This window comes from Streptomyces pyxinae, from assembly GCF_024756275.1.
Taxonomy (GTDB): Bacteria; Actinomycetota; Actinomycetes; order Streptomycetales; family Streptomycetaceae; genus Streptomyces; species Streptomyces pyxinae.
On the sequence record NZ_JANUGQ010000019.1, the window covers coordinates 77,071 to 95,173 of the forward strand.

Sequence of the window (18,103 nt, forward strand, 5' to 3'; positions counted from 1 at the left end):
CCCGGTGCTTCCTCCGGAGCGCCGGGCCCGTACGCGTACGCCCCGCGAGTCCCGCGCCCACGGCGTGCGTACGGCGTGCGTACGGCCGAGGCCCCGGCCGGTGTGATCCGGTCGGGGCCTCGGCCTCGTTGTACGGGGATACGGGTACGCGGGCCGCTCACTCGGCCGCGTAGGTCTCCCGGTCCAGGTGGGTGGTGACCTTCAGGTGCGGGTGGGCCTTGGCCCACTTCCAGCCAGTCACCGTGGAGTTGACGTCGCTGACGAAGACATGGTCCACCCGGTCGAGATTCAGCTCGGGCAGCGCCTGGCGGTTCACCAGCCGGGACAGCAGCTGCGGCCGGACCTCCGTGTACGTGCGGCTCCAGACCTTCTTGTGGAAGGCGTTCGCCACCCGGGTGTGCGCCCGCTGCACCGAGGCCACCGCCAGCTCGGGGCCGATGGCGTCGCGGTTGCGGGCGGCCAGCCGGCGGGCCCGGCGCAGCGCGGCGCGGGGGGCGCGGTAGACGAGGAAGCGCTCGCCGCGCGGGATCTTCAGCTTCTTCTCGGCCATCTCGATGCTGTACACCGGCACGCTCGGCGAGACACCGAGGTTCTCCCACTGGGTGGTGGAGCGCGCGGTGACCAGGATGACCTCGACGCCCTGGCCGACCAGGTGATTGACGAAGTCCACGATGCGGCGCGGCTTGGCGGGCGTCAGGGCGAGCACCACGGCCCGGCCGAGCGGCTCGCCCCGTCGCACCGGCACCACCGGCGCCTCCTCGGCCCCGGTCTCGCCGGACTCCGCGATGCCGGCGTCCGCCGACTCCGCGTCCGCCTCCGCGTCCGGAACCGGCGCGGGCGGGACGGCGCCCTCGTACACCTCGATCAGCCGGCGGGCCACCGCCTCGGAGCCGTACCGCTCCGCCAGCACCTCGCGGGCCCCGGCCGGGTCCAGCGCGCCGGCGGCGTCCCGCAGCTCCCAGTAGGCGTCCGCGATGACCGCCGGGTCGTCGCTGATGTCCATCAGCGCACCGGCCCGGGACTCGATGCCGGCGAGGCTCTCCTCCGGGCCGCCGCTGCGGGTGACCAGCACCGGCAGTCCGGTGGCGACGGCCTCCACGACCGTCATGCCGAAGGTCTCGGCCTTGCTGGCGTGCACCAGCAGATCGTGCTCGCGCATGATCCCGCCGACCTCGTCGGGGGCGACCGGCGGCAGGATCCGTACGCGGTCCTTGAGGCCCAGCTCCCCGGCGCGCGACCGCAGCTGGGACTCGACCGGGCCGTGGCCGACCAGGGTCAGGGACGCCTCCGGCTCCTTCGCCGCCACCAGGGCGAAGGCCTCCAGCAGCTCGGTGACGCCCTTGGGGGCGGCCAGCCGGCCGACGTAGAGCCAGCGCAGCAGCCGGGGCGAGCGCTCGGGGCCGGGGGCGAAGCGCTCGAAGCCGATCACATTGGGGACGACGCCGAGCTTGTGCGCGTACTCGGGGAAGCGCGCCGCCACCTGGTCGCGCAGCCGGGCGCTGACGCAGAGGAAGGCGTCGGCCCGCTCCAGCACCTCGCGGTAGAGCCGGCGGGCGGGCGCCTGGGCGAAGACCTTGTCCAGGAACGACGCGTGCTCGGTGACGATCACCCGGGCGTCCGGACGGGCCAGCCGGGAGGCCAGCACTCCGCCGTAGATGCCGGTGTGCGCGTGCACCACCGGGGCGTCGATCTCACCGCCGGGCAGCGTCCGGCGCAGCGCCTCGGCCTGGGCGGAGACCCAGGGGGCGTAGTTCTTGCGGTGCACCAGCGGCACCGGGACGCGGACCAGGCTGCCCTCGGGTGTGTCGAGCACCGGGGCCAGGCCGCCGCGCTCCTGGAGGCGGCTGCTGGTGACCTTGATGGCGTCGTTGAGCGCGGCCGAGGCGGAGCCGGACCAGTCCTCGGTGTGGAAGACGGTGACCCGCTCGAAGTGCCCGGCCACGGCGGCGGTCGCGGCGCGCACGAACGACCCGGCGTACGGGTTGTTGGGCGACGGGTACCAGGGGGTGATGACGGCCAGGTCCGAGGCGGGGACCGGGGCGCCGGTGGCGGACGGCTCCAGCCGCAGCTCGGTCGCCGGATAGCGGCGCTGGGCGATCCAGGCGATGGGCAGCGCCTGGGCGTCACCGGCGATCAGCAGACCGGCCCCGGCGAACGGCCCGGACTTGTCGGCCACCAGGCGCTTGGCCGCCTGCCAGGGCGAACCGCCCTTGCCGGGGGCGACCCGGGTGACCTCCACGCCGGCCAGCCCGGACAGCTCCGCCAGGGCCTCGGACCACTCGGGGGCGTCCACCACGACCAGGGCGACCCGGGAGCCGGCGCCGGCCAGCTCCCGCACATGCTCGCGTGCCGCCCGCACCCGGTATGTGCCGAGAGCGAGATAGAGCACGTGGCTATTCATCTGGATCCCTTCGCGCATTCACCTGCGAGCCGCGCTCCCCGCGGTGCCCCCGTGGGCACGCCGTACGCGGGCGGGCGCGGCGGTAGTCAGAGTATCGAAGCGACGCCGCCCGCTCCGCACGCGGGGGCGCGGTCTCCCAAGGCCCGTACGGCCCCCGCACGGCCCGGGGACGGCCGGAACCGGCCGTCTCCGCCGGGTCCTGGAACCGGTCGGGCCGGCCCCCGGAACCTGTGCTCCGGACGGGCCCGCCTCAGGCGGCGCGCTCGGTGAGGACGCCGTCCTTCTCGTCGTACCGGGCGCCGCTGCGCGGGCACTCCCAGACGCCCGGCTCGTCCGCCGCCGCCACCAGCCGCTCGCCGGCCCGGCCGACCCAGCCGACCTGCCGCGCGGGCACGCCCACCACGAGGGCGAAGTCCGGTACGTCCCGAGTGACCACGGCGCCCGCCGCCACCATGGCCCAGCGGCCGACCCGGACCGGCGCCACGCAGACCGACCGCGCGCCCAGCGAGGCGCCCTCGGCGACCTTGACGCCCACGGCCTCCCAGTCGCCGCCGCGCTTCTGGTTGCCCTCGGGGTCCACCGAGCGCGGGTTGTGGTCGTTGGTCAGCACCACGGCCGGGCCCACGAACACCCCGTCGCCCAGCTCGGCGGGCTCGTAGACCAGGGCGTAGTTCTGCAGCTTGACGTTGTTCCCGACGCGCACCCCGGTCCCGACATAGGCGCCGCGTCCCACCACGCACCCCTCGCCCAGCGTGGCCCCCTCCCGGATCTGCGCGAGCTCCCACACGCTGCTCCCGGCCCCGATGGTGGCGCTGTCGTCGACCTGGGCGGTGGGCTGGACCCTGTAGTTCACGGTGCTGTCTCTTTTCGGAGTTCGGGAATGCGGGAGTTCGGCTTCGGGACGGCGGGAGTCCGGAGGTTCCCCGGGCGGTGGGGGAGGAGAGCCCGGCCCGCCCGGCGAGCCGCCCTACGCCGGGCGAGCATACGCGGCCGCGGTCCCCGGTCCATGGACGGTCAGGGGGAGTGCGGCCACACCAGCATCAGATAGCCGCCGTACGCGCCGGACACCACCACGGCCGTGCCGAGCAGCGGGTACAAGGTGCTCGGCCGGGCGGCCGCCAGGGCCCGGGCCGCCGGTATCAGCAGCGGAAAGGCGGGCAGCAGAAAACGCGCCTTGGAGTGGAAGTACCCCTCGCCGCCGACCGCGATGAGCAGCAGCACCCCGGCGTAGACGAGCAGCACCGCCGGCTGCCGGTCGCGGCAGCAGAGCGCGAAGAGCAGCAGAGCCGCCACCACCGTGCCCGCGCCGACCAGGGTGTTCAGATTGGTCGGGAGCGTGCGGAAGATGTCCGCGATCCGGTGGAAGGTGAAACTCCCGCCGTCGAAGGTGCTGCCCCACTTCTCCTGCACCTGGAAGTAGCCGCGCCAGTCGCCCGCCCGGTGGCCGACCCAGCCGAACCAGGCGAACCAGCCCAGCGGGGCCACCACCACCGCGACCAGCAGCGGTCCGGTGCGATCGGCCCGCCCGGCCGCCGGGCGACCGCGCCGGCGACCACCACCGCCACCGCCGGGACCAGTGCCGGTGCCGGCGCGCCCCGCCCGGGCCCGGGTGAACAGCGTCCACAGCGCGGCGAGCACCACCGCCGCCACGACGGCGGAGCCGGACGGCCGGGTGAGCCCGGCGAGCGAGGCCAGCACCCCGGCGACGGCCCAGCGGCGGGTGACGGCGGCGTACAGCGCCCAGGCGCAGAGCGCGGTGAACAGCGGCTCGGTGTAGGCCATCGACTCGACCATGGCGTGCGGGGCGATGCCCCACAGCACGGCGGCGATCACTCCCGCGCGCTGCCCGGCGAGCTCCCGTGCCACCGCGTATATCCCCCAGGCGGCGGCGAGCGAGGCGACCACCGCTATCCCCCAGGCGACCGGCCCGGCCGGCAGCGGCAGTACGGCGGAGACCCCGCGTATCAGGGCCGGGTAGAGCGGGAAGAACGCGTATTTGCAGAGCGGCCCCTGCACCGCGCAGGCGTCCGTCATGGGCGCCGCGTAGCCGTACTGCGCGATGTGGACGTAGTAGACGGTGTCGTACTTGGCCGCGAGCAGGGTGCCGAGCCCGGGCCCCCGGTCGGGCAGCCGCAGCGCCACGAAGGCGATCCCCACCAGGCGCACCAGCGCGTACCCGGCCAGCGCCGGCCAGGCCCGGACCACCGGGGCGGTCCACCGGCCGGGCGGGGGCGGCGGGGGCGCCGCGCGCCGGGGCCGTGCGGCGGTGTGCGCGCCGGTCGCCGGGGCCGTCGGGGTGTGCACTCCCGGCATCTCGACTCTCTCTGCTGTTGGGGCGCCCACCGGGCGCGACGCTGCTCACGCGTCACTTCGTCAACCGCAGGAATGGTACAGAAGTGCGAGATGGGAAAGGCGGGGCGAATATGTGCGGTGTTTCTGCTGTGCCTGCCGTGCCTTCTGCGCCTGCCGTGTCTCTTGTTCCTGTCGTTCCGACACGGAGGTTCGGTCACGGACCGACCGGCCGACCGACGGACGGGCCGGGCAGGGCCCCCGTCGGTCCGGGCCATGAGCCGGTCCGGCCCCCGGTGACTCGGGTGGCGGGTGGCGGGCGGGAGGGCAGAGGCGGGCTCAGCGGCGACCGCGCCGCAGCCTCCGGAGCCGTGCGCCGACGCCCCAGGCGGTGACCCGCCAGAGCGCCTCGGCCACGATGGCGCGGCTCATCTTGCTGTCGCCGTGCTCCCGCTCCACGAAGGTGATGGGAACCTCGGCCACCCGGAAGCCCGCCCGCACGGTCCGCCACGCCAGGTCGACCTGGAAGCAGTATCCCTGGGAGGCGACCCGGTCCAGGCCGATGCCCTCCAGGGTCGTCCGCCGGAACGCCCGGTAGCCGCCGGTGACATCGCGGATGGGCACCCCGAGCAGCAGGCGCGAGTAGAGGCTGCCGCCCCGGGACAGCGCCTCACGGGACCTGGGCCAGTTGACGACCCGGCCGCCGGGCACCCAGCGGGACCCCAGCACCAGATCGGCGCCGTCCAGCGCGCCGAGCAGCCGGGGCAGCTCCTCGGGCCGGTGCGAGCCGTCCGCGTCCATCTCGACCAGGACCTCGTAGCCGCGCTCGATCCCCCAGCGGAAGCCCGCCAGATAGGCGGCGCCCAGCCCCTCCTTGCCCTTCCGGTGCAGGACGTGGACGTGATCGTCGGCCGCCGCCAGCTCGTCCGCGATCCGGCCGGTGCCGTCCGGGCTGTTGTCGTCCGCCACCAGGAGGTGGGCCCGGGGCACCGAGGCGCGCACCCGCGACACGACGGCGCCGATGTTCCCGGCCTCGTTGTAGGTGGGCACGATCACCAGCACCGGGCCGGGGCTGCCGGAGTCCGGCCGGTCGTCGTCTGTCACGCTGTCTCGTCCTCGCCGTCGTACCGGCACGCTCGTCGTATCCGGCGCACTCGTCTCGCTCGTCGCACTCGTCGGCGTATCGACACACTCGCACCGTCACGCCGGCACCCGGCCGGTCCGGGGTCACCAGAGCATAAGGGCGGGCCGGAGCGCCCGGGCGGGGGCGTCCTGGGGCCCGGCGCCCCGGGCGCGTACCGGACACCCCCGCGAGGCACCCCCGCGGGGCACGGCCCCCGCCGGCCCCGGAGCCCCGGCCCGCGTCCCGGCCCCGAGTCCCGGTTTGACCGGCCCGGGAGGGGGCCCGTAACCTTGGCCGTCGGCGTGTTTTCGTACGCGCCAGCTCCTGAGCACCTCCCTCCGGGTACGGCCCGGAGAGGCCGCTCGTCCCTTCCGGATCGCCGCGGGCCCCTGGCCCGTGCGGGCGGCTGGCATCAGGGGTTTCCGTTCCGAGCGAGAGAGAGATCCGCGTGTACGCCATCGTGCGCAGCGGTGGTCGCCAGCACAAGGTTGCTGTCGGCGACATCGTTGAGGTTGACAAGCTTTCCACTGCCAAGGTTGGCGACACGGTCGAGCTCTCGACCCTGCTCGTTGTCGACGGCGACTCCGTGACCAGCGACCCGTGGGTGCTGGACGGCATCAAGGTCCAGGCCGAGGTTGTGGACCACCACAAGGGCGCCAAGATCGACATCCTGCGCTACAAGAACAAGACCGGTTACCGCCGCCGTCAGGGTCACCGCCAGCAGTACACGGCGATCAAGGTGACCGAGATCCCCGCGGCTGCGAAGTAAGGGACTGAGGAGACATGGCACACAAGAAGGGCGCATCGTCCACCCGGAACGGTCGCGACTCCAACGCTCAGCGGCTCGGCGTGAAGCGCTTCGGCGGTCAGGTCGTCAACGCCGGTGAGATCCTGGTCCGCCAGCGCGGTACCCACTTCCACCCCGGTTCGGGCGTCGGTCGCGGTGGCGACGACACCCTGTTCGCGCTGAACGCCGGTGCCGTGGAGTTCGGCACCCACCGCGGCCGCAAGGTCGTGAACATCGTCCCGGTCGCCTGACCTCAGGCACCGAGCGGTTTCTTTCGCGGAGGCGGACCTCTCTTCCCGCACGCCGGTGACGGCGGGCGGGAGGCGGGTCCGCCTTTCGCGTGTCAGGCTCAGAGCGCGCGCCGCGGCTCCGGCACCCCGGACCCCGCGCGCCGCGTGGACCACACGCATGATGTACGTACGCACCTGGAGGCACCAGACATGACCACCTTCGTGGACCGCGTCGAGCTGCATGTCGCCGCGGGTAGCGGAGGCCACGGCTGTGCCTCCGTGCACCGGGAGAAGTTCAAGCCGCTCGGCGGCCCGGACGGCGGCAACGGCGGGCGCGGCGGGGACGTGATCCTCGTCGTCGACCAGTCCGTGACGACCCTGCTCGACTACCACCACTCGCCGCACCGCAAGGCGACCAACGGCAAGCCCGGCGAGGGCGGCAACCGCTTCGGCAAGGACGGCCAGGACCTGCTGCTGCCGGTGCCGGACGGCACGGTGGTGCTGGACAAGCGCGGCGAGGTGCTCGCCGACCTGGTCGGCCACGGCACCCGGTACGTCGCCGCCCAGGGCGGGCGTGGCGGCCTCGGCAACGCGGCCCTCGCCTCGGCGCGCCGCAAGGCCCCGGGCTTCGCGCTGCTCGGCGAGCCGGGCGACCTGGATGACATCGTCCTGGAGCTCAAGACCGTCGCGGACGTGGCGCTGGTCGGCTACCCGAGCGCCGGCAAGTCCTCGCTGATCTCCGTGCTCTCGGCCGCCAAGCCCAAGATCGCGGACTATCCCTTCACCACCCTGGTGCCCAACCTGGGCGTGGTCACCGCCGGTTCCACCGTCTACACCGTCGCGGACGTGCCCGGACTGATCCCGGGCGCCAGCCAGGGCCGGGGCCTGGGCCTGGAGTTCCTGCGGCACGTCGAGCGCTGCTCGGTGCTGGTGCACGTGCTGGACACGGCGACCCTGGAGTCCGACCGCGACCCGGTCTCCGACCTCGATGTCATCGAGGAGGAGCTGCGGCAGTACGGCGGCCTGGAGAATCGGCCCCGGATCGTCGTCCTCAACAAGGTGGACATCCCGGACGGCAAGGACCTGGCCGAGATGATCCGCCCGGACCTGGAGGCGCGCGGCTACCGGGTCTTCGAGGTGTCCGCCGTCGCCCACCTGGGCCTCAAGGAATTCTCGTACGCGCTGGCCGACATGGTGGCGAAGGCCCGCGCGGCCCGGCCGGTGGCGGAGGCCACCCGGGTCGTCATCCGCCCCAAGGCGGTGGACGACACCGGCTTCACCGTGGTCCGCGAGGACGACGGCCTCTTCCGGGTGCGCGGCGAGAAGCCCGAGCGCTGGGTGCAGCAGACCGACTTCAACAACGACGAGGCCGTCGGCTACCTGGCCGACCGCCTCAACCGCCTCGGGGTCGAGGACGAGCTGATGAAGGCCGGGGCCCGGGCGGGCGACGGCGTGGCCATCGGCTCCGAGGAGAACGCGGTCGTCTTCGACTGGGAGCCCACCATGGCGGCGGGCGCCGAGATGCTGGGCCGGCGTGGCGAGGACCACCGCCTGGAGGCCCCGCGCCCGGCCGCCCAGCGCCGCCGCGACCGCGACGCCGAGCGGGACGAGGCGCAGCGGGAGTACGACGACTTCGAACCCTTCTAGGGGACCCGCGCCGCCGAAGAGCCGGGGCGCCCTGTCGGATCCGGGCGCCCTGCCGGGGGGCCCGGGTGTGCTGCCGGGCCAGGGTGCCCTCCCGCGTGGCCCGGGTGCCCTGCCGGGCCCGGGTGCCGTTCGCCCGGCGCCCGGGCCCGGCTCCGGGTGGCGGCTCCGGCTCCGGCCCCTGCCGCCGGTGGCCCGGCCCGTCGGCGGGACCCGCCCGGGCGGCCCGTGGCCGTGACCGGGCCGTAGGCTGGCCGCCGGGAGCCGGTGGGGTGCCCGGCCGGAGGCCCGGGGCGTACGCATGCCCCGGGAGGCTCCGGCTCCGGGGGCCTCCGGGCCGCCGTACGGCCGTACCCCGCCCGCCTCCGCAAGCAAGAGCCCGCAGGCAAAAGAACCCGCCGTGCGCACAACCGATCGGACGGGTGCGCCGTCTGACCAGGCGGGGACGGGTCACGAAACGGCCCCGGTACACGCGAAACGGAGCGTTGGTGAAGGTCTCCTTCCTCATCCACACCATCTACGGCATCGGCGGCACCATCCGCACCACGCTGAACCTGGCGGAGGAGCTGGCCGACCGGCACGAGGTGGAGATCGTCTCCGTCTTCCGCCACCGCGACAAGCCGCTCTTCGCCATCGACCCGCGGATCAGTGTCGTCCCGCTGGTGGACACCCGGCCCAAGTCGGCCACCAACGAGAAGAAGCACCCGGACCATCTGCGCGCCGCCGAGTCCTTCCCCCGGCACGAGGCCCGGTACCAGGAGTACAGCGCGCTCACCGACGAGCGGGTGCGCGACCACTACGCGGGCTCCGACGCCGACGTGGTCATCGGCACCCGCCCCGGGCTGACCGCCTATGCGGCGCGGTTCGCCCCGGAGGGAGCCGTGCTCATCGGCCAGGAGCACATGACGCACAACCACCACAAGGAGGAGCTGCGCGCCGAGATGCGCGAGCACCTCGCCCGGCTCGACGCCTTCGTCACCGTCTCCGAGGGGGACGCCGCCGTCTGGCGTGAGCGGTTCCCGCTGCCGGACACCCGGATCCTGGCCGTTCCCAACAGCGTGCCGGAACCGCCGGTCGCGCCCTCCGACGGCAGCGCCAGGCTGGTGGTCGCGGCCGGCCGGCTCTCCGGCGAGAAGCGGTACGACGTGCTGCTCGACGCCTGGGCCAAGGTGGCCGCCGAGCGCCCCGACTGGGAGCTGCGGATCTACGGCTGGGGCACCCAGGGCGACAAGCTCCGCAAGAAGGCGGACCGGCTCGGCCTCTACAACAGCGTCCACTTCATGGGCCCGCACTCGCCCATCGAACCGGAGTGGGCCAAGGGCTCCGTCGCGGTGTCCACCTCCCGCCACGAATCCTTCGGGATGACCCTGGTGGAGGCGATGCGCTGCGGGCTGCCCGTGGTGAGCACCGACTGCGACTACGGGCCCCGGGAGATCCTCAAGGACGGCGAGGACGGGCTGCTGGTGCCGGTGGGCGACGCCGACGCGGTCGCCGGCGCGCTGCTGCGGCTGATCGGTGACGAGGAGCTGCGCCGGGAGATGGCCGCCGCCGCCGTCCGCAACGGCCGCCGGTTCGACCCGGAGACGGTGGCCGCGCGGTACGAGGAGCTGTTCCGCGAGCTGGTCGTGGCCCGGGGGCTGCCGGCCCTCTCCGCGACCGGGGCGAAGCCCGCGCCGGACGCCGGGCCGGCCGGCCGGGAGCGCCCGGTGGCGGACTGCGAGGTCGCCGCCGACGGCGCGCTGACCTTCCGTCTTGTCACCCCGGCGGAGCCGGGCGACGAGCTGCTGTGCGTCCAGGGCGAGGAGGTCCGGGCCTGGCCGTTCGGTCCGGACGGCGCGGTCACGGTCGGCGCGGCGGAGACCTTCGCCGAAGGACTGTGGGAGTGCTTCGTCCGGCCCGCGGCCCCGGACACGACCGGCGCCGATGCCCCGGCCACCGGCGAGCGGCTCCCGGCCACCGGCGAGCGGCTGCGGCTGCGGGCCCGGGTGATCGACGGGCGCGGCGCGCTGCGGGCCCGGGAGCGGGTGGCGCCCGGCCGGGCGGTGCGGCACCCGCTGCCGTACGCCACCCACACCGAGAAGCTGCTCGGCCTGCGGGCCTGGGACCGGCCGGTGCACGCCGAGTGCCGTACCGCCACCGTCGCCGGGCCCCGGCTGACCCTCACCGGTGAACTGCTGGGCGCCGCCCCGGCGACCGCCTCCGGTGACCGGGCCGCCGGTGACCGCCCGGTGCTGCTGGCCCGGCGCCGGGGGGACGGGGACGAGGCGGCCCACCCGGGGGAGTGGACCGGGGACGGCGGCTTCCGCTGCGTCCTCCCGCTCACCGGACTGGTCGGCCGCCGCGGCTCCGACAGCGAGGTCTGGGACCTGCTGCTGCGGTACGCGCCGGACGCCGAGCCGGTCGCGATCGGCAAGCTGCTGGACGACGTGGTGGCGAAGGCCAAGACCCACACGTACCCGGAGCGGCTGCTGCCGCTGGGCCGCTCCTGGGGGCTCGCGGGCCGGGTGGTGCGCAGGGCGCTCGGCCGCGACCGCGCCCGGGCGAAGGTCCGTACCTACTACGTCGCCACCAATGACCTGGTGATCCACGTGGCCACCGAACCCCGCCGGGAGTGAGTGGTTTCCGTCACCCCCCGCCCCGCTCACCATGGCGCCGAGAGCCCTGGCCGCAAGGTGAACACCGGGTGTCCAGCACCCCCGTGGCAGCCGTCACCCGCCTTGCGGGACGGTCACGGAGAGTGCGACCATCAGCCCCGTCCCCCGTCCTCGCAAGGTAGGTCGAACCTGTGTCAGTGCCGCACGAAGCCAAGACCCGTACCACCGCAGTCGTGCTCGCCGGCGGCACCGGACAGCGGGTGGGGCTCGCGATCCCCAAGCAGCTGCTGAAGATCGCGGGCAAGGCCGTCATCGAGCACACGCTGGCCATCTTCGAGCAGGCGGAGTGCGTCGACGACATCATCGTGCTGATGGCGCCGGGGTTCGTGCCCGAGGTGGAGAAGATCGTCACGCGGGCCGGACTGACCAAGGTCACCCGGATCATCGAGGGCGGGGCCACCCGGAACGAGACCACCGAGCGGGCCATCCGCGCGCTGGGCGAGGGGCTCGCGGAGGGCGAGGACCGCAATGTCCTCTTCCATGACGCGGTGCGCCCCCTGCTGTCACAGCGTGTGATCAAGGACTGTGTCGACGCCCTCGACCGCTACCAGGCGGTGGACGTCGCCATCCCCTCCGCCGACACCATCATCGTGACCCGCACCCACGGCGAGGACGGCGAGTTCATCACCGACGTCCCGGACCGCTCCCGGCTGCGCCGCGGCCAGACCCCGCAGGCGTTCAAGCTGTCCACCGTCCGGCGGGCCTACGAGATCGCCGCCGGCGACCCCAACTTCCAGGCGACCGACGACTGTTCGGTGGTGCTCAAGTACCTGCCGGACGTGCCGATCCATGTGGTGCCGGGCGACGAGTACAACATGAAGGTCACCCAGCCGGTGGACGTCTTCATCGCGGACAAGCTCTTCCAGCTCGCCTCCACCACCGCCCCCCGCCAGGCCGACGAGGCCGTCTACCGCGAGCTGCTCGCCGGCCGCACCCTGGTGGTCTTCGGCGGCTCGTACGGCATCGGCGCCGACATCGCGACCCTGGCCGAGCGGTACGGGGCGAAGGTGTACGCGCTGGGCCGCTCCACCACCGGCACCCATGTGGAGAACCCGCAGCACGTGGAGGACGCCCTCGCCACGGCGTACACCGAGACCGGCCGGATCGACTACGTCATCAACACCGCCGGCGTGCTCCGCATCGGAAAGCTCGCGGAGACCGACACCGCGACCATTCAGGAAGCGCTGAACGTCAATTACCTGGCCCCGGTGCAGATCGCGCGTGCCGCCTACAAGTACCTGGTCGAGACCAAGGGGCAGCTGCTCCTCTACACCTCCTCCAGCTACACCCGGGGCCGTGCCGAGTACAGCCTTTACTCGTCCACCAAGGCGGCCATGGTGAATCTCACCCAGGCGCTGGCCGACGAATGGGCCGCCGACGACATCCGGGTCAATTGCGTGAACCCCGAGCGCACCGCGACCCCCATGCGCACCAAGGCGTTCGGCGAGGAGCCGGCCGGCTCGCTGCTCTCCTCCGAGGCCGTCGCCCGGTCCTCGCTGGACGTGCTGCTCTCCGAACTCACCGGCCATGTCGTGGACGTACGGCAGCAGGACCCCACCCGCGCGGCGGGCGAGGCGTCCGGGTTCGAGCAGGCGCTCGCCGCCGTGCTGGACCGCCAGGAAGATGTGTAATACTCACCCAATGTGACTTATTCGGGCCTCTGTTTCGCGTAGCCGCGTATGCAGGGGCCCGAGTTCGTCTCGGATTTCGCGTCCGTCTTTGTCTTTGTTGTCGTATCAGCCCTCGTTCCAGTCTCCGTCCCGGCCGTCTCGGTCCTCTTCTTCGTCTTCGCCTTCGTGAAGGAATCCCCAAGGAATCCTCAAGAAACCCCAAGAAACCCAAGGAGTCTCCGGAAGTCTTCAGGGGCCTTCGGGGAGTCCGGGGAACCTCCCTCACGAGAATGTCGTCCTAGTGCACAACCGGCACCTCCCTTCTGAAGCAGGTTCTACGTGATTTCGACCGCCATCCGTCTGGCCCGTGTGGGCAGCCGGTCGGAGCTGGCCGCGGCAGTCCTCATGGGACTGGGCTATCCGTGCGTCATGCTCGCCGCGCTGATCCCGAACCTCTGGTTCTTCGTGGCCGCCGGTGCCGTGACGTACGCCGCCGACTGGTACCTGCACCAGAAGAAGAGCTACCTGGTCAACCGCCTGAACAAGGTGCGCGTCGGGCTGTCCGTCCGCTTCCTGCTGCGCCAGCTGCTGCTGATCCTGCTGCTCGCCCGGGAGAACCTCGCGGAGGGCCCGGTCTTCTACGCCGCGGTCGCCTGCTTCCTGCTCTTCTACGGCCTCCAGGCCCCGCAGGGCGCGCTGGCCACCCTGATCCGGCTGCGCCGCACCATGCCGGTGATCACCCGCAACGTCGACCTCAACGCCGTACGCATCCCGGACGCGCCGCCGCAGGCGCTGCTGAACCGGTCGGCCGAGAAGATGCTGCACCTGGACCTGCCGGCCGTCGTCGGCGTGGTGATCGCCGCGGGCACCGGACGGGACCTCGCCGCCTTCGTGGGCGTGGGCCTCACCATCGGGCTCGGCCTGCTCTACACCGCCCTGCTGGTGCCGTATCTGCGCCGCAAGCGCCGGGTGCCGGGCGCGTCCGCCGTGCTCAAGGCCGTCGGCACCTGGCTGGGCGAGTACCAGCCGACCACCGCGCTCTACTTCTCCGGCTCCAACGACTCCGCGTACCAGGTCACCATGTGGCTGGAGACGATGGAGCGGGTCGAGGGCCGGCCCGTCATCATCATGCGCGAGCGCTCCCTGGTGAAGAGCCTCCCGCCGACCGCCGTGCCGGTGCTCTGCGTCCCCGGCGGCCAGCACCTGATGGCGATGGACTGGTCCTCGCTCCGGGTGGTGCTCTACGCCGCCAACGTCGGCAAGAACATCCACATGCTGCGGGTGCCCACCGCCAAGCACGTCTTCATCGGCCACGGCGACAGCGACAAGCTGGCCAGCGTCAACCCGTTCTCCAAGGTGTACGACGAGGTCTGGACCGCCGGCCGGGCCGGCCGGGACCGGTACGCGCTGGCCGACGTGGGCGTCCGGGACGAGGACATCGTGGAGGTCGGCCGCCCCCAGCTGTCCCCCATCACCGCCGCCACCGGCACCCCGGGGAACCCGGTGCCCACGGTCCTCTACGCCCCCACGTGGGAGGGCTGGGACAACAACCCGGGCAACACCTCGCTGCTGGCGGCCGGCGAGAACATCGTCAAGCGCCTGCTGACCGCCGAGCCCCCGGTCCGCCTCATCTACAAGCCGCACCCCTTCACCGGCCTGGTCAACAAGAAGGCCAAGGCGGTGGACGAGCGGATCCGCAAGCTGATCGCGGACGCGGCCGCCGCCCGCGCCACCGACCCGCGCTGGGCGAAGGAGGCCGCCGCGGCCCGCGAGGAGCAGGCCGCCGCCGGTGCCACGCTCGCCCGGATCGACGCCCGGCTGGCCGAGCTGGCCTCCCCGGGCCGCAGGGGCGGCGACGAGGCCGAGGAGTCCCGGGTCTCGCTCGCCGACCCGCAGCGCCTCGACGAGATCCAGCGGCTGCACGCCGAGTGGAACGACGCCTACTGGCGCTCCACCGGCTGGTGGCAGCACCAGGTGGTCACCGGCTCGGCGCCCCGGCTCTACGACTGCTTCAACGAGTCCGACGCCATGGTCTCGGACATCTCCAGCGTGGTCTCCGACTTCATCGCCAGCGGCAAGCCGTACGCCGTCACCGACGCGGCCGGCCTGGGCGCCGACGAGTTCCGGCGGCAGAACACCGCCGTCCGCGCGGCCGTCGTCCTCACCAACAGCGCCGCCGAGCTGGACCAGCTGCTCGCCGCCGTCACCGACCCGGCCGCCGACACCCTGGCCACCGAGCGGAAGGCGCTCAAGGAGTATCTGCTCGGTCCCGACCAGCCGACCTCACTGGAGCGGTTCAACGCCGCCGTACGGGACCTCGCCGCCCGTGCCGAGACCCGCAACCAGGGCGTCGCGCAGCGGCTCGCCGGCCAGACCATCGGTGAGCTGGACCAGGAGGACGAGGTGTCCCTGGGCACCGAGCCCGCCAACGGGGCGGTCGCCGAGGCGGAGGCCGGGGCCCAGGCGGTCGGCTGACCCGCACCGGGCGGCCGGTCGGCCCGGCGGTCGGGTGACCCGGGTCCGGGCGGTCGGACGCCGTGGGCCCCGGCGGGCCTGGCAGTAGCCGGGCGGTCACCGGCCGGTCCCGGGCACCCGCGCCGGGCGCGTCCTGCGCTCCACGGCCCCACCGCGGCGGCACCATGGCGGACGAACCCCGTCCGCTTCCGCCGCAGTGGGGCCGTACCGTGCCGATGACCGAGAACCAGCCCGCAGCAGTCCCCGGGACGGCCGACGACTCCGTGGCCCCCGGTCGTCCCGTCCCCGACGTCTCCGTGATCGTCGGCGCCTATGACGCCATGCCGTACCTGGTCAGATGCCTGGAATCGGTGGCGGCGCAGACCATCGGCCCGGACCGGATGGAGCTCATCGCGGTGGACGACGGCTCCACCGACGGCACCGGCGAGCGGCTGGCGGAGTTCGCCGCCCGGGGGGCCGTACCGACCCGGGTGGTACGGCAGGCCAACTCCGGCTCCCCGGGCGGCCCCCGCAACACCGGCCTCGGGCTGGCACGCGGGCGGTACGTCTTCTTCCTGGACGCCGACGACTACCTCGGGGACGAGGCGCTGGAGCGGCTGGTCGCGATGGCGGACCGGGCGGGCACCGACGTGGTGCTCGGCCGCACCGTGGGCGTCAACCGGGGCGCCGCCCGGTCGATGTGGCGGAAGACCACCGAGCGGGCCGACATCTACACCTCGAACGTCAAGTTCACCCTGAGCGCCCAGAAGCTGTTCCGGCGCGAACTGCTGGTCCGGCACCGGATGCGGTTCGACCCGTCGCTGCGGATCGGGGAGGACGCGCTCTTCACCATGGAGGCATATCTGCGGGCCGCCGGGGTCTCGGTCGTGGCCGACTACACCTGCTACTACCTGGTGGGCCGCGCGGACGGCAAGCATGTGACCAGGACCGTCGGCCACCCGGAGCGGATCGCCGCCGCCGGGGCGCTGATGGAGCTGATCGCCGCGCATCTGCCGCCGGGGGAGCGGCGGGACCGGCTGATGGTCCGCCCGTTCACGGTCAACCTGCTGCCGCAGTTCGGCCCGATCGTGCTGCGCCGGCCGGTGGCCGAGCTGCGCCGCAAACTGGAGCTGGCCGCCCCGCTGATGGCCGCCCACTGGACGCCGGGGGTGGCCGCGCTGCTGCGGGTGCCGGAGCGGCTGCCGCTGACCTGCGTGGCGCTGGACCGGCCGGCCGCGCTGCTGGACGTGGTCGCCGCCGGGCGCTCCGCCGAACCACCGCCCCGGGTGCGCAGGGGTGGCCGGGAGTATCTGGCGTACCCGCACTTCGGGGACCCGGCGGCGGGCATCCCGGACGAGGCGTACGAGGTGCTGGACGCGCCCGGCCGGCTGGGGCGGCTCCGCCGCCGGGCCCGCCGCGCAGCGGTCCGGCTGGTCGGGCAGTCCCGGCTGTCCCGGCTGGTCCGGCTGGTCGGGCAGTCCCGGCTGGTCCGGCTGGTCCGGCAGTCCTGACCGACCCGGCTTTCCGGCTGTCCGGTGGGTCCGGCCGGGTGCCCGGAAGGGTCCGCCGACGGGAATCGGCGCGCGCCGGGTCACCCGTTTGACATAGATTCGCCGGGTGACACCGGCCAGCGAACAGGGGTGCGAGGAACAGTGACCGGAGAGACGGCGGCCCGGCAGTACGTGACGGACGCCCGCAGAATCGTCGTCAAGGTCGGCTCGTCGTCCCTGACCACCGCCGCCGGCGGGCTCGACGCCGACCGGGTGGACGCGCTCGTCGACGTCCTGGCGCGGGCGCGCGGCGGGGAGCGGGAGGTCGTCCTGGTCTCCTCCGGCGCCATCGCCGCCGGACTCGCCCCGCTCGGCCTGGACCGGCGCCCCCGGGACCTCGCCCGCCAGCAGGCGGCCGCCAGCGTCGGCCAGGGCCTGCTGGTGGCCCGCTACACCGCCTCCTTCGCCCGGTACGGCGTACGCGTCGGCCAGGTGCTGCTCACCGCCGACGACACCAGCCGCCGGGCGCACTACCGCAACGCCTACCGGACGCTCGACCAGCTGCTCACCATGGGCGCCCTGCCGGTCGTCAACGAGAACGACACGGTCGCCACCGACGAGATCCGGTTCGGTGACAACGACCGGCTCGCCGCGCTCGTCGCCCATCTGGTCCGCGCCGATCTGCTGGTGCTCCTCTCCGACGTGGACGGCCTCTACGACGGCGACCCCAGCCGGCCCGGCACCACCCGGATCGCGGAGGTCCGGGGCCCCGCCGACCTCCGGGGCGTGGAGATCGGCTCGGCCGGCAAGGCGGGCGTCGGCACCGGCGGCATGGTCACCAAGGTGGAGGCCGCCCGGATCGCGGCCGCCGCCGGCGTCCCGGTCGTCCTCACCTCCGCCAGCCGGGCCGCCGACGCCCTCGCCGGCCGGGACACCGGCACCTGCTTCCACCCCACCGGCCGCCGCTCGGCCGGCCGGCTGCTCTGGCTCGCCCACGCCTCGGCGCCGCAGGGTTCGCTGACCCTGGACGACGGGGCCGTACACGCCGTGGTGACCGGCCGGAAGTCCCTGCTGCCCGCCGGTATCCGGTCCGTCGAGGGCGAGTTCGCCGCCGGGGAACCGGTCGAGCTGCGGGACCCGTCGGGGCGGGCCGTGGCGCGCGGACTGGTCAATTTCGACGCCCGGGAGCTGCCGAAGCTGCTGGGACGTTCCACCCATGAGCTGGCCGAGGAGCTGGGACCGGAGTACGAAAGAGAGGTCGTCCACCGGGACGACCTCGTGATCCTGCCGTCCCAGAACGGCTGAAACACCGGCCATCCGCCCGGGACCTTCCCGAAAAACGCCCCGCATACCGCTCGGGACTGGTCAACTTTGTCTGAAGGCAAGCGGGGTGACGGCACAACACGGCACGGCAAACGCAG

The 18,103-nt window shown here is 73.6% G+C and carries 12 protein-coding genes; 8 read left to right on the forward strand and 4 right to left on the reverse strand.

Annotation, left to right across the window (positions count from 1 at the left end):
• Window positions 1–157 precede the first annotated feature (157 nt).
• The 4 genes from NX801_RS21135 to NX801_RS21150 all read right to left on the reverse strand — a co-directional run bounded on the left by NX801_RS21135 (window position 158) and on the right by NX801_RS21150 (window position 5,794).
• The gene (locus NX801_RS21135) at window positions 158–2,401 is read right to left on the reverse strand and encodes a glycosyltransferase (RefSeq protein WP_258789383.1); all 2,244 of its coding nucleotides are present in this window, start codon (window positions 2,399–2,401) and stop codon (window positions 158–160) included.
• A 250-nt stretch (window positions 2,402–2,651) separates the two neighbouring features.
• Window positions 2,652–3,254 (reverse strand): acyltransferase, encoded by a 603-nt coding sequence (locus NX801_RS21140; protein ID WP_258789384.1) that lies wholly within the window; start codon window positions 3,252–3,254, stop codon window positions 2,652–2,654.
• 161 nt (window positions 3,255–3,415) lie between these two features.
• On the reverse strand, window positions 3,416–4,705 hold the full coding sequence (locus NX801_RS21145; RefSeq protein WP_428986190.1) for a glycosyltransferase family 39 protein: 1,290 nt from the start codon (window positions 4,703–4,705) through the stop codon (window positions 3,416–3,418).
• A 324-nt stretch (window positions 4,706–5,029) separates the two neighbouring features.
• Window positions 5,030–5,794 (reverse strand): polyprenol monophosphomannose synthase, encoded by a 765-nt coding sequence (locus NX801_RS21150; RefSeq protein ID WP_258789386.1) that lies wholly within the window; start codon window positions 5,792–5,794, stop codon window positions 5,030–5,032.
• 467 nt (window positions 5,795–6,261) lie between these two features.
• Between NX801_RS21150 and rplU the strand changes: the two genes are divergently transcribed.
• The 8 genes from rplU to proB all read left to right on the forward strand — a co-directional run bounded on the left by rplU (window position 6,262) and on the right by proB (window position 17,987).
• Complete coding sequence (rplU, locus tag NX801_RS21155; RefSeq protein WP_258789387.1) at window positions 6,262–6,582, forward strand: 50S ribosomal protein L21; 321 nt, start codon at window positions 6,262–6,264, stop codon at window positions 6,580–6,582.
• Window positions 6,583–6,596: 14 nt separating this feature from the next.
• The gene (rpmA, locus tag NX801_RS21160; protein ID WP_019063244.1) at window positions 6,597–6,851 is read left to right on the forward strand and encodes a 50S ribosomal protein L27; all 255 of its coding nucleotides are present in this window, start codon (window positions 6,597–6,599) and stop codon (window positions 6,849–6,851) included.
• A 189-nt stretch (window positions 6,852–7,040) separates the two neighbouring features.
• Window positions 7,041–8,477 carry a GTPase ObgE gene (obgE, locus tag NX801_RS21165; RefSeq protein ID WP_258789388.1) on the forward strand — a complete coding sequence of 479 codons (1,437 nt, stop codon included), beginning with the start codon at window positions 7,041–7,043 and terminating at the stop codon, window positions 8,475–8,477.
• A 485-nt stretch (window positions 8,478–8,962) separates the two neighbouring features.
• Complete coding sequence (locus NX801_RS21170) at window positions 8,963–11,089, forward strand: glycosyltransferase (protein WP_258789389.1); 2,127 nt, start codon at window positions 8,963–8,965, stop codon at window positions 11,087–11,089.
• Between the two features lie 170 nt (window positions 11,090–11,259).
• Window positions 11,260–12,759, forward strand: coding sequence for a bifunctional cytidylyltransferase/SDR family oxidoreductase (locus NX801_RS21175; RefSeq protein WP_258789390.1), 1,500 nt, complete (start codon window positions 11,260–11,262; stop codon window positions 12,757–12,759).
• A 318-nt stretch (window positions 12,760–13,077) separates the two neighbouring features.
• Window positions 13,078–15,213 (forward strand): hypothetical protein, encoded by a 2,136-nt coding sequence (locus tag NX801_RS21180; RefSeq protein ID WP_258789391.1) that lies wholly within the window; start codon window positions 13,078–13,080, stop codon window positions 15,211–15,213.
• A gap of 215 nt (window positions 15,214–15,428) precedes the next feature.
• Window positions 15,429–16,703: a glycosyltransferase gene (locus NX801_RS21185; RefSeq protein WP_258789392.1), complete on the forward strand. Its 1,275-nt coding sequence runs from the start codon at window positions 15,429–15,431 to the stop codon at window positions 16,701–16,703.
• Window positions 16,704–16,874: 171 nt separating this feature from the next.
• Complete coding sequence (gene proB, locus NX801_RS21190; protein ID WP_258789432.1) at window positions 16,875–17,987, forward strand: glutamate 5-kinase; 1,113 nt, start codon at window positions 16,875–16,877, stop codon at window positions 17,985–17,987.
• Window positions 17,988–18,103: the final 116 nt, after the last annotated feature.